This is a genomic window from Novacetimonas maltaceti (genome assembly GCF_002906255.1).
GTDB classification, from domain to species: domain Bacteria; phylum Pseudomonadota; class Alphaproteobacteria; order Acetobacterales; family Acetobacteraceae; genus Novacetimonas; species Novacetimonas maltaceti.
In genome coordinates, this window is the sequence record NZ_POTC01000066.1 from 1 (window position 1) to 12,337 (window position 12,337).

12 protein-coding genes are annotated in these 12,337 nt (G+C 64.3%); 7 read left to right on the plus strand and 5 right to left on the minus strand.

The window, feature by feature from the left end:
- The 3 genes from KMAL_RS14685 to KMAL_RS14695 form a co-directional block, all read left to right on the plus strand.
- Positions 1–2,514, plus strand: a 2,514-nt coding sequence (locus tag KMAL_RS14685; RefSeq protein ID WP_110096316.1) for an AAA family ATPase, incomplete at its 5' end; no start/stop codon positions are given.
- An 85-nt stretch (positions 2,515–2,599) separates the two neighbouring features.
- Positions 2,600–3,604, plus strand: a complete 1,005-nt coding sequence (trhO, locus tag KMAL_RS14690) for an oxygen-dependent tRNA uridine(34) hydroxylase TrhO (protein WP_110096317.1) — start codon at positions 2,600–2,602, stop codon at positions 3,602–3,604.
- Positions 3,597–4,172, plus strand: coding sequence for a GNAT family N-acetyltransferase (locus KMAL_RS14695; protein WP_110096323.1), 576 nt, complete (start codon positions 3,597–3,599; stop codon positions 4,170–4,172). The genes trhO and KMAL_RS14695 overlap by 8 nt, the downstream gene beginning before the upstream one ends.
- Before the next feature lie 108 nt (positions 4,173–4,280).
- Here KMAL_RS14695 and KMAL_RS14700 read toward each other — a convergent pair whose 3' ends face one another.
- The 3 genes from KMAL_RS14700 to KMAL_RS14705 all read right to left on the minus strand — a co-directional run bounded on the left by KMAL_RS14700 (position 4,281) and on the right by KMAL_RS14705 (position 5,498).
- Positions 4,281–4,475, minus strand: coding sequence for a hypothetical protein (locus KMAL_RS14700; protein WP_110096318.1), 195 nt, complete (start codon positions 4,473–4,475; stop codon positions 4,281–4,283).
- 217 nt (positions 4,476–4,692) lie between these two features.
- A complete protein-coding gene (locus tag KMAL_RS17340; RefSeq protein ID WP_167400074.1) occupies positions 4,693–4,869 on the minus strand; it encodes a hypothetical protein in 177 nt (58 codons plus the stop codon).
- 143 nt (positions 4,870–5,012) lie between these two features.
- Entirely contained in the window at positions 5,013–5,498 is a 486-nt protein-coding gene (locus tag KMAL_RS14705) for a phosphate-starvation-inducible PsiE family protein (RefSeq protein ID WP_110096324.1), read from the minus strand.
- A gap of 204 nt (positions 5,499–5,702) precedes the next feature.
- On the opposite strand from KMAL_RS14705, the gene KMAL_RS14710 reads away from it, so the two are divergent.
- Together KMAL_RS14710 and KMAL_RS14715 are read left to right on the plus strand one after the other, a co-directional pair.
- Positions 5,703–6,482 (plus strand): LexA family transcriptional regulator, encoded by a 780-nt coding sequence (locus tag KMAL_RS14710; protein WP_110096319.1) that lies wholly within the window; start codon positions 5,703–5,705, stop codon positions 6,480–6,482.
- Positions 6,483–6,807: 325 nt separating this feature from the next.
- Positions 6,808–6,993, plus strand: a complete 186-nt coding sequence (locus tag KMAL_RS14715) for a hypothetical protein (protein WP_110096325.1) — start codon at positions 6,808–6,810, stop codon at positions 6,991–6,993.
- Between the two features lie 89 nt (positions 6,994–7,082).
- Here KMAL_RS14715 and KMAL_RS14720 read toward each other — a convergent pair whose 3' ends face one another.
- Positions 7,083–7,610 carry a GIY-YIG nuclease family protein gene (locus tag KMAL_RS14720; RefSeq protein WP_110096320.1) on the minus strand — a complete coding sequence of 176 codons (528 nt, stop codon included), beginning with the start codon at positions 7,608–7,610 and terminating at the stop codon, positions 7,083–7,085.
- Positions 7,611–7,824: 214 nt separating this feature from the next.
- Positions 7,825–9,519 carry a DUF885 family protein gene (locus KMAL_RS14725; protein WP_110096321.1) on the minus strand — a complete coding sequence of 565 codons (1,695 nt, stop codon included), beginning with the start codon at positions 9,517–9,519 and terminating at the stop codon, positions 7,825–7,827.
- Positions 9,520–9,765: 246 nt separating this feature from the next.
- On the opposite strand from KMAL_RS14725, the gene KMAL_RS14730 reads away from it, so the two are divergent.
- Both KMAL_RS14730 and KMAL_RS17345 read left to right on the plus strand, forming a co-directional pair.
- Complete coding sequence (locus tag KMAL_RS14730; RefSeq protein WP_167400073.1) at positions 9,766–11,988, plus strand: prolyl oligopeptidase family serine peptidase; 2,223 nt, start codon at positions 9,766–9,768, stop codon at positions 11,986–11,988.
- A 94-nt stretch (positions 11,989–12,082) separates the two neighbouring features.
- On the plus strand, positions 12,083–12,337 hold a 255-nt coding region (locus tag KMAL_RS17345; RefSeq protein WP_219811426.1), incomplete at its 3' end, for a hypothetical protein.

Here is a 12,337-nt window from a genome sequence, read left to right on the forward strand (position 1 = left end):
CCTGCCGCCACCCCGCCTGCCGCCGCAGCAGCCCCGCAGGGAGGCCCCCCCCTGAGCGAGCAGGGACTGTTTGACGAAATCAACGCCTATGTCGGCCTTGAATCCGTCAAGACGGAATTCAAAAAGCTGTTCAACCTTGCGCGCCTCAGCCAGGAGCGCCTCAAGGCGGGCCTGCCGGCGGAGCGCGGGACGCTGCATCTTGTCTTTTCGGGCAATCCCGGCACGGGCAAGACCAGCATCGCGCGCCTTGTGGGCAAGATGTACCACCAGATGGGCCTGCTGCCGACCGACAGGGTGGTGGAGTGCAGCCGCAAGGACCTGGTGGCGGAATATGTCGGCCAGACCGCAAAGACCACGCAGGAAAAGATCGAGGAGGCAAAGGGCGGCGTCCTGTTCATCGACGAGGTCTATACCCTGTCGCAGCCGGACAGCCCCAAGGATTTCGGGCACGAGGCGATTGCCGTCCTGCTGGAGATGATGGAGAACGGGCGCGACGACCTGTGTGTCATCATCGCTGGCTACAGCGACGAGATGCGCAAGTTCTTCGAGGATAATGACGGGCTGAAGTCACGCTTCCCCACGATCATCGAATTCCCCGACTATACCGCGCCCGAACTGATGGAAATCATCACGCGCCTGCTTGATGCAAGGAAGATGGTGCTTGACGACGCCGCGCGCGCGCGCCTGCTCGCGGTGGTGACGGACATCCACAGCCGCCGCGACCGCAAGTTCGGCAACGGCCGCGAGATGCGCAACCTGGCCGAGGCCATCTGCAAGAAGCAGGGCGTGCGCCTGATGACCCTCTCCGCGGCGCAGCGCACCCCCACGGAACTGCAGCGCATCACCGAAGAGGACATCCCCGACGAGCGCGTCAGGACGGTGGCGGTCAACGAGCAGGAACTGTTTGACGAGATCAACGCCTATGTCGGCCTTGATTCCGTCAAGGCGGAATTCAGGAACCTGCTCAACCTTGCGCGCATCGGCCAGGAACGCCTCAAGGCGGGGCTTCCGGCGGAGCGCGGGGCGCTGCATCTTGTCTTTTCGGGCAATCCCGGCACGGGCAAGACCAGCATCGCGCGCCTTGTGGGCAAGATGTATCACCAGCTTGGCCTGCTGCGCAGCGACAGGGTGGTGGAATGCAGCCGCAAGGACCTGGTGGCGCAGTATGTCGGCCAGACCGCAAAGGCCACGCAGGAAAAGATCGAGGAGGCAAAGGGCGGCGTCCTGTTCATCGACGAGGTCTATACCCTGTCGCGGCCGGACGACCCCAAGGATTTCGGGCACGAGGCGATTGCCGTCCTGCTGGAGATGATGGAGAACGGGCGCGACGACCTGTGTGTCATCATTGCCGGCTACAGCGACAAGATGCGCCAGTTCTTTGAAAATAACGACGGGCTGAAATCGCGCTTTCCCACCGAAATCGAATTCCCCGACTATACCGCGCCCGAACTGATGGAAATCGTCACGCGCGTGCTTGATGCGAAGAAGATGGTGCTTGACGATGCCGCGCGCGCGCGCCTGCTCGCGGTGGTGACGGACATCCACAGCCGCCGCGATGAAAAGTTCGGCAATGGCCGGGAGATGCGCAACCTGGCCGAGGCCATCTGCAAACAGCAGGGCGCGCGCCTGATGACCATCCCCGCGGCACAGCGCACCGCCACGGAACTGCAGTGCATCACCGAAGGGGACATCCCCGACGAGCGCGTCAAGGGTGCAAAGGACGTCGAGAGCGTGATGGAGCACCTCGACGGCCTGATCGGGCTGGAGAAGGTGAAGAAGGAGATCCGCGGCCTCATCAACATCGTCAAGCTCAACCGCCGCAAGATCGCCCAGGGCCGCAAGCCCCTGCCTGTCAGCCTGCACATGGTCTTTGAAGGCAATCCCGGCACCGGCAAGACCACGGTCGCAAGGCTGATGGGGGAGATCTTCCGCGCGCTCGGTGTGCTGGCGAAGGGGCAGCTGGTGTCCGCCAACCGCTCCTCCCTCGTGACGGGGCGGCCTGCGAACGCGACCAAGGAGGTCGTGCGTTCCGCGCTCGATGGCGTCCTGTTCATTGACGAGGCCTATACCCTTGTCAAATGGGGCGAAAACGATATCGGCGTGGAGGCGATCAACCAGCTGCTGGAGGACATGGAGACCTATCGCGACCGCCTTGCGGTGATTGTCGCGGGCTATACCGAACCGATGAAGGAGTTTCTGGCGGCCAATCCGGGGATGAAGTCGCGCTTTACCCGCACCATCACGTTCGACGATTACACGCCCGAACAGCTGCTGCTGATCTTCGAGCAGCGCTGCATCGGGCACGAGATGACGCTGACGCCCGAGGCGCGCGAGGTGCTGCTCGCACTGCTGGAGCGGATCCATGCCAACCGCAAGGAGGATTTCGGCAATGCCCGCGACATGCGCACCCTGTTCGAGACGACGATGGGGCGCCTTGCCGCCCGCGTGAACGCCGACGCGTCGGGCACCGTTTCCGACAGCGAGATCCTGGCCGTCGACATCCCCGAGGGCTGACGCCTGCGCGCGCGGCTTGGCGATCGGGCGGCGCCCTGATATGGCGGTGGGGTTGTCCCACCCCCGTTTTCAGGGTTCCCGCCCCATGACCAGCACCGCGCCCGCCCCATCCGTTCCCCCCGACGATGCCGCCGTGCCGGTGCGGATCGCGGCGCTGTACTGCTTCACCCCCTTTGACGACCACCTTGCCCTGCGCGCGCCGCTGGAGCGGCTGTGCGCGGAACATGGGGTGCGCGGGACGCTGCTGATCGCGGCGGAGGGGATCAACGGCACCATCGCGGGCAGTGACGCGGGCATCGGCCATGTGCTGGCGCACCTGCGCGCGCTGCCGGGCTGCGCGCAGATGGATGTCAAGGAAACCCGCGCCGCCAGTGTGCCGTTCCACCGCATGAAGGTGCGCCCCAAGCGCGAGATCGTGACGATGGGCGTCCCCGGCATCGACCCGCGCCGCAAGGTCGGGCAGTATGTGGAGGCCGCGCAGTGGAACGACCTGATTTCGGACCCCGATACCATCGTGATCGACACGCGCAATGACTACGAGGTCGCGATCGGCACGTTCGCGGGCGCGATCAACCCGGCCACCCGGTCGTTTCGCGAATTCCCCGCCTGGTTCCGCGCCCGGCGCGCGGAACTGCTGTCGCAGGGGCGGGCGCCGAAAATCGCGATGTTCTGCACCGGCGGCATCCGGTGTGAAAAGGCGACGGCCTTTGTCCGCGCCGAAGGGATCGACGATGTGTTCCACCTGCGCGGTGGCATCCTGAAATACCTTGAAACCGTGCCGCAGGCGCGCAGCCTGTGGGAAGGCGAATGCTTCGTCTTTGACCAGCGCGTCAGCGTCACGCACGACCTGCGCCCCGGCACCCATGCGCTGTGCCATGCCTGCCGCATGCCCGTCAGCGTGGCGGACCAGTCCTCGCCCCATTACGTGCCGGGGGTCAGCTGCCCCGCCTGCCATGACGAACGTGACGCGGCCCAGCGCGCGCGTTACGCCGAACGCGAACGCCAGGCCCGCCTGGCGCAGGCGCGCGGCGAAAGCCACCTTGGCGCGGCACCCGCGCGCGACGGGGGTGGGGGGGACGGCCATGGATGACCCCGCCCGTCCCGACCCGCGCGAAGGGCGCGCGCACGATACGGGGGTGCTCCTTGCGCCCGTGACGCGCATGGATGCCGATGACCTTGTGGCCTGCAACCTCGCCAGCCGTGATTTCCATGCGCCATGGGTCGCGCCCTTTACCGACCATGACGGCTTTGCGGAGTGGTTTCATCAGGTGGTCACGGGGTCCAATGTCGCGCTGGTCGCGCGCCGCGACGACATGGCGGGGGCGCAGGGCGTGGTGGGCGTGCTGACGCTGAGCCAGGTGGTCCATGGCACGTTCTGCAGCGCGTATCTGGGCTATTACGCGATGAAGGCGCAGGCGCGGCGCGGGCTGATGACGCAGGCGCTGCGCATGACGGTGCGCCATGCGTTCGACATGATGGGCCTGCACCGGCTGGAAGCCAACATCCAGCCCGCCAACCTGCCGTCGCTGGCGCTGGTGCGGCGCGTGGGGTTCCGGTGCGAGGGGTTTTCCCCGCGCTACCTGTTCATCGACGGCGCATGGCGCGACCATGAACGCTGGGCCATCCTGTCGGATGATCCGGCGGGGCGCGCGGCGTAGTTTTTTTCAAAGGGATGGGGGTGTTCGAAGCTTTTTGAAAAAAAGCTTCACCAAAAACTTCTGGACCTCTGCGTCCTGTTCTGTGGGCCGCCTTTTTTCACATCGGCCCTACCTGTCGCGACCGCCGGTGACGTTGATGATGCCAAGGCCCAGCAGGCCGAGGCCGGCAAGCCCTTCGGCCACCATCCATGCCATGGGCCCGATCCCTTCGGCCGTCATGCCGCGCACCAGCACGCCGACGCTGCCGATCATGAGCAGCAGCGAAATGATGGTGCCCCATTTTACAATCTTGCCGCGATCCATCGTGTTCCTGCCTTATGCCTCCATCGGTCCATCCCGACAGCGGGCAACCGGGCATCATCCTATCATCATGCCGCAGGTCGCGTCCAAGCCGCCCCGCACCCAGCACATGGCCCGCATCCGCGCCGCGCATGCAACCATAGGCCGGCAGGGAAGAAGGCATGAAAAAAGGGCGCGGCCCGGCGCCACGCCCCGTTTCCGCCCGGCAGGGGCGGCCGTGTCAGCCGGATACGACCTGATCCGGGGTGAACCATTTGTCATCGCCAGTCTGGTCCGAACGCACGCGCATCTGCCCGTTGTCGATGATCTCCACCACCGTGCCGCGCGTCCCGCCCCATTTCGGGTCCGCGACCGCGTCCTTGCGCACCATGACGACATCACCGTCCTTGAAAGCCATCGTGTCCCTCCTGTCTGTGGCGATTGGTCCCTGCCCCAAGCAAAGCCGCCCCCCGTCCTTACGTCAAGAAGCCGTGATCGCATGGCCCCCTGCAGGTGGGTTCGGGCGTGCCGGGGCATGAAACGCCCGCCCCCCGACGTTCATCATTCATGCACGGCCGGGTCGTGCGGGATGTCTTCGGGCGTGGACTGCTGCTGCTGCGGGCGGACCAGCCAGTAGACGATGCCCAGCGCGAGGATGGAGGCCGACAGCGCGAGCATTTCCATGACGTTCACCTCCTTGAGGTCAAGGACGATGAACTTGCGCACCGTCGCCAGCATCCCGATCAGCAGGACGGAGCGCATGCGGATCATGCTGTGGGGCTGCGCATCGGGCAGGACGAGGATCGAGTGCTTGAACTCCAGCGCGATCAGCACGGTGAAGAACATGCCAAAGATGCTCTGGATCACTTCGGGGCTGGTGGGCGTCATGCCCGCGCCCAGCAGCATCTGCCCCACCGCGATCACGACATGGACCAGCGATACCCCCGCGATCACGACAATCAGCAGCGTCAGCACCAGCATGACGCCTTCCTCGAACAGGTCGAACAGGTGGGAAATCCGGAACAGGCCGGGCAGGCGGGTGATCATCGGGCGCATACGCTCCTGGTGTGGGGGAAGGGGAAGGCGCGGCCTGCGGGCCGGCGCCGGGCCATCCATCCTATCACGCCGCCTGCCCCCTGTCCCGCCATCGGCGGCGGGTGCCCTTGCGCGGGGGCGGGATCGGGTGAAAATAGGCGCGCCCTCCTGCATGGGGGTGGACATCGCCTGCCCTGATCGGACAAGACATTCGCCATGCAATCTTCCTCCTCCCCGCCCGGCCCGGAACACCTGCCTGTCTCGCAACGGCTGAAGGCGCTGCGTGAACGTGCGGGCTACAGCATCCGCGCGCTGGCGCAGGACCTGGGGATGGGGAACAGGTTTTCCACCTATTCCTTTTACGAGACCAAGCAGAAGAAGGAATACCTGCCGGTCGACCTGGTCCGCCGCCTTGTCCCGCTGCTGAGCGAGCGTGGGGACCCGCCGATTTCCCCGGGCGAGGTCTGGGCCCTGTCGGGGGTCATTCCCGGCGGGTCGGACCTGAATGACGGGATCGAACGCGCCACGCGCGCGCAGGCGCCGCGTCGCAATGCGGACGGGACGGTGACGATTAACGAATACGACATTTCCCCCCATGCGGGCAGCGGCGCGATCGTGGGCGATACCGACTGCGGCGCGGGCGAATCCCATGCCAGCATCGCCGCGTGGCACATGCCGCGCGCATTTGTTGAAAACTACGTCTCCGACCCGTCCGCGCTGGTGATCATCCGGGTGGCGGGCAATTCGATGGAGCCGGATTTCATGGCGGGGGAGCGCGTGATGGTCGATACCGCGCACCGCGTGCCGTCGCCCGATGGGGTGTATGTGCTGTGGAACGGGCTGGGCGTCGTGCTGAAGCAGTTGATGCTGGTGCCCAATTCCAACCCGCCGCGCATCCGCATCATCAGTGTCAACCCGACCTATCCCATGGATGAGGTCGATGCCTCGGAACTGGTCATCAATGGCCGCGTCGTGGGCAAGTGGGTGTGGAAATAGGCCGTGGGACCACTGGCCCCGCACCCCAATTCACTGACACGTCATGGTTTCCAAAGGGCAATGCCCTTTGGCGGGTTTCAGGGCGGCGCCCCGAGTGTCACAACCGACACTTAACGACAACGCAGCCTTTCCAAAGGGTATGACCCTCTGGTGGGGGAAGGCCCCTGAGGCTGCGCTGCCGCGTTTCCATGATTTCGATCAAGCATCCATATGCTGCCTGCACCGCGCAGTCATGCAGGCGGCGGCATGGATATGCGTGATGTTCGTCCCCATATTATGTGGAACAGGCCGGAAATGGCCCGTCATGAACCATGGGATAATGCACATGAGCAAGACAGTTGAAACGCAGGGCCCCGACGCGCAGGGCAAGTTCTCCATCAGCGTGAGCGTGGGCGGCCTGACGGCGACGTTCGGCGGCTTCTCCTCCAAGATGGAAGCCGAGGACTACGCCGTGTCCTTCCTGCGCCGCATCAAGGAACTGGCGAAGGAAGACGGCCGCACCGTCGCCTGATCGCCATACCGCGCAAGGCACGCAGGGCCGGGTCCGAAAGGGTCCGGCCCTGTTTTTTTATGGGCCGGACGTGGTGGTGGTGTCCGTCGTTATAGCTTGAGCGTGTTCCGCAATGTCATGACCGCGTCCGACGGGCGACCGGTCAGGGTGTCGCCAATGATGCCCGGCACCTGGCATGTGCGGTTGAACCATGTTTTCTTCGAGTTGCAGACGTCAGGGTTGGCCCGCAGCGCCATGCCGATCATCACGGTTTCAAGTTCATCGATCTCCCGGCCGGATTGTTGGGAGGCCTTGCAGAAATTGCCCCTGACAGGCTCAATTTTCGCGATCAGGTGGATGACCGGATACCCGCGCTTGCGTTCGCTTGCGCTGACATAGTGGCTGAGCTTGTGGTTCTGGAAGATCTCGCCACGGAAACCGGCCATTGCGTTTGTCTTGCCGACATACCAGGGCGTGTATGTCTGGCCATGGCATGTGGAGAACACATATACGCCGATGGCGCGGGGAAGCCCCGGCGTCATTTCCTCCATCTCGTCCCAAAAGGCCCGCATGGCCCCGGCGCTTGCCTCGCTCTGGAACCGGGGTGACCAGAACGGACCATGCACCTGATACTGCATTACATTATTCCTACCAACTGTCGACAACCTGTGGCCTTCCCCGATAGTGCCGTTTGGGGAAGGCATGCAGACCCCCAGATTAGACCGCCCTGTCCGCGTTCACAATCATCCGCGACAGGCATTGCGTTCCCGCGCCTGCCGGGTGCCGCCTTTTTTCAAAAAGGCGGCGTCTTTCGAAGCTTTTTGAAAAAAGCTTCACCAAAAACTTCTCTACTTACGGCGCGTCCGCCAGTGCCCTGGCCGGGATCAGGGCTTCTTCCACCAGCGGCCATGGCACGATGCCGGTCGCGGCGATGCCGGCGAAGGTGGTGCGGACATCGAACGGGCGGCCCGCGGCCTCCGCCTCATGCGCCTGGCGGGAGATCAGCTGGTCGAACATCAGCTTGCCCGTGACATAGCTGGTGCCATATCCGGGCTGGCGCAGGTAGAGCAGCTGCTCGAACCCGACAAGGGAGTTGTTGGGATCGGAATAGCCGCGCGGCGTCCACGACGCATGGAACCGCCCCGCCGTGGCCAGGTCCATCCGGTTCGCCTGCACATACAGCGACGCAAGCCCCCGCGCCGCACGGTTGGCCAGCATGATCCACACCAGTTCGCGCCCCCGCGGTTCGTGGTCATACAGGCCCGCCTGCATCACGATTTCCTCGTACGCGGTGGCGAACCCTTCGGAACGCGCGGCATAGATGTTGAACAGCGGCGCGCCACGGCGGATCGGGTCGGGGTTGGGATCGTCCTTGATCCGTGCAAGCTCGGTCCAGTGGATGTCATGGGAATAGAGTGGCCACGGGTCCAGCGCCGTGACCTTGAGGAAGAAATTGCGGTCCTCCGGCGGGGTGTAATCCAGCGTCTGCGCCGCCATCGCCGCGCGGTAATATGGCTGGTCCGGCACCAGTCCGGCCTTGATGATGAAATCGGTGAACTGCTGCATCTTCGTCGTGGCGTATTTGCGATAGGCCACGGCATTATCAACAGGTTTCAGCGGCGGCAGGTTGCGGTTGTGCAGCTCCTCCAGCCGCAGCGACGCCTGCGCGCGTTCCAGTTCGCGGCGCAGCAGGACGACCTGTTCATCCCAGTTGTAGGGGACAAGCTGCACATTCTTCATGTACCAGTCGTAATTCGCCTTTCCCACGCCGGACGGGCCGGTCTTGTGCGGGGCTTCCTGCGCGATCCAGTCCGCGAAATCCCGTGTCGCCGCCAGCGCTTTCTGCGCCGCCTCGCGCACTGGCGCGCCCGCGCCGTCAAGGGTCGCGGCCTTCTGCCCCTCCAGCGTGCGCATCTTCAGCGACCCGTCAAGCAACGCTTCCAGCACCTTCGCCTGCCGCCGGAATTCGCGGTCGCCGTATTTCCACAAATCGGCGGTATTGCTTTTCGCCAGCCACCCGCGCGCGCGTTCCAGCAGCACCGGCACCCCCGACAGGCGCGCCGCAAGGTCCGATGCCGCCTGCGGCGAGAGCGGATAGTCGTAGTGGAACAGGTCGATCGTGTCGGCCGAGGGGCCTTCATGCGCGGGGACGTCGCTTTCCTCGGCAAAGATGGTGGCGAAATAGCCGGGGTCACGCGCCCACGGGCGCCGCACGCGCAGGTCGAAATCCAGCCCGTTCATCTCGGCCGCGATCAGGCGCGCGTCGATATCGTCCTCCGTCGTCCATCCGGTACGGTCCAGCGCGGCCAGACGCCTTTGCATCTTCTTCAGGCCGTCTTTTTTATGCGACAGGGCCTTTGCGCCATAATCCGGCGCGCCGTCGCGCTGCTCCGGCGTGGCGAGCGCGCGCCAGTCGGTGAACAGCGACTGCAACTGCGCGCTTGCGGCATGGGCCGGCGTGGCCATGATGTTGCACTGTGGCAACAAAACCATGGCCCCCGCGCACAGCAGGGCCGTCGTGCGGCGCTTGAGAATTTCCTGCAGCATTCCTGTTCCCGATCGTTACGACATGAGGTCCCACGTTGCCCGCAGGGGATACGGGGTGTCAATTCCCGCCCTGATCCATCAAAATATATAAAAGTTTCTGGGTGTCGCCTTTTTCCAAAAAGGCGACGTCTTTCGAAGCTTTTTGGAAAAAGCTTCACCAAAAACTTTTATTACTTTTATCAATACCACTTAACGTGGAAGAAACGATATTGCCATGCGCGCCCGCGCGCCGTTACATGGGCCATGATGAAAACGACACGTCATGACACCCGCCATGGATCACGCCGACTGCACGCCGGCCTGCTGCTGGCGTCCCTGCTGGCGGCGGCCCCTGCGCTGTCGGCCACGCCTGCGCCGCATGGTCCCGCACCGCTGACGATTGCGGGGCTGTATGCGGATCAGAGCGTCATCGGAACCTCGCCCGAACATTATGCGTGGTCGGCCGATGGCGCGCGCCTGGCGTTTGCGTGGAACGACCACGGCACGGCGTTTCGTGACATCTGGGTGTACGAGGCCGCAACCGGCGTGGTGCAGCAGGTGACGCACATGGGCGAGGGCAACCGTGCGAAGGCCGGGGGCGCGGGCGTGTCGCAACTGGCATGGCTGGCGGACGGGCGCGTGGCGTTTGTGATGGATGGCGCGCTGCGGGTGGCGGACATGCACGGCCATGTGGGGATGCTGGACCTCGTGCGTCATGGGGTGGGGCTGATTGCGCCCTCGCCCGACGGGCGGTGGCTGGCGTTCGTGTCGGACGGGGCGCTGTGGCTGCGTGACATGGGGCGCAGGGCGTCCACGCCCGCGCGCATCATCGTCCCCGGCACGGCGGAAGACGGGGTGGAGCGGATCGAATGGAGCCCCATGTCGGACCGCATTGCCGTCGTCATGGCCGACAACCGCGCCGTCCATAAGGTGGAGATCGATTACGACCATGATGGGCAGGCGCACCACGACCATGTGATCCGTGCCTTCCCCGGTGACCCTGATACCGCGTTCGCGGTGGGGGTTGTCGATGTCGCGGGCGGGCCGCCGCGCTGGATGGCGCGCGACAATGGGCAGGACCCGGTGTGGAATTTCGGCCTGTCGCCGGACGGACGTTCCCTGTTCGTCAATGAAAGCGACCTGACGATCAAGCATCACGCCATTGATGTCTATGACGCCCTCAATGGACGGCGGCAGGTCTTCTACCGCTTTGCCGACCCCGCGCAGGTCCGCCCCGACTGGCAGGTGGCATGGGCGCCGCATGCGCCGGGTCTGGTGCTGCTGACCAACCGGTACGGATACAACCGCCTCTATCACATCCCCACGGCCGGGGCGCAGCCGCGTCCCATCGTGCGCGATGTGCCGGGACAGGGCGCGTGGGAAATCGAATCCTTCGTGGCGGACCCGGTCCATGGGCAGCTGTATTTTACCTCCAACCAGGCGGGCTATGCGCAGCGGCAGGTCTATCGCGTCGGGATGGGGGGCGGGACGCCTGAACTCGTCACCCGGACCCATGGCACGCATGAAGTCGTGTTCTCCCCCGATTTTGCCCATGTGGCCGACCGGTTCAGCAACGATTCCACGCCCCCCGAACTGTATGTCGCGGCACTCGACACCGGCACGCCGTCCTTTGCCCGCGTGACGCATTCCCCCCTGCCGGCGTTTGCGGCGCGGCGGTGGGCGGATGTGCGGTACCTGGATTACAAAAGTCATGTGGACGGCGCGCAACTGACGATGCGTGTCATGCTGCCGCCCGATTACGACGCCAGCCGCCGTTATCCCATGGTTGTCGGGTCGGTCTATTCCGATGCGGTGCGTGACCAGTGGGGCGGGCGCAACGCGCATCCGACATGGGGGCTGGACCAGTATCTGGTCTCACGCGGGTATATCGTCATCAATCCGGGCATCCGCGGCAGCTTTGGCCGGGGGAAGGCATGGAACCGGCCGATGCTGGGGCAGTACGGCACGCTGGATATCGAGGACCTGCAGGACGGCGCGCGCTCTATGGTCGCGCGTGGCTATGCCGATCCGGCGCGCATCGGCATCTGGGGGTCGAGTTATGGCGGGCTGATGACGCTGATGTCGCTGTTCCGCAAGCCGGGATTCTATGCCGTGGGCGTGGCGGGCGCACCGGCCAGCAATGTCGCCCATGCCTATCCCGAACAGGAATGGATCATGGGGCCGCCCTCGGGGCATGATTTCCCCGCACGGTACCAGCGGCAGTCGGCCTTGTACCAGACGGCGGGCCTGCGTGACCCGCTGATGATCATCCACGGCACGCGCGACGAGGTCGTGCTGTATGCCGACACCATGGCGATGACACAGCGCATGATCGCACAGGGCAAGATGTTCGACCTCGTCACCCTGCCGGGTGCGAACCACCCATGGGATATGGAAAACCTGCCGCAGACGCGCTTTGCCTATACGCAACTGGCGCGGTTCCTTGACCGCTTCCTCCATCCGCAGGGTGCGGTGACGCCTGCGCAGTAGGGGCGAAGCTTTTGGATGTCTGCGCCCTGTTTCGTGGGCGGTTTTTTTGCGACAGGCCCGGCGTCTGGAAAAGCGGGCAAGGTCATGAAAGTTTTTGGGTGCCGGCTTTTTTCAAAAAGGCGGCGTTCTTTTGAAGCTTTTTGGAAAAAGCTTCACCAAAAACCTTTGGATGTCTGCGCCCTGTTTCGTGGGCGGTTTTTTTGCGACAGGCCCGGCGTCTGGAAAAGCGGGCAAGGTCATGAAAGTTTTTGGGTGCCGGCTTTTTTCAAAAAGGCGGCGTTCTTTTGAAGCTTTTTGGAAAAAGCTTCACCAAAAACCTTTGGATGTCTGCGCCCTGTTTCGTGGGCGG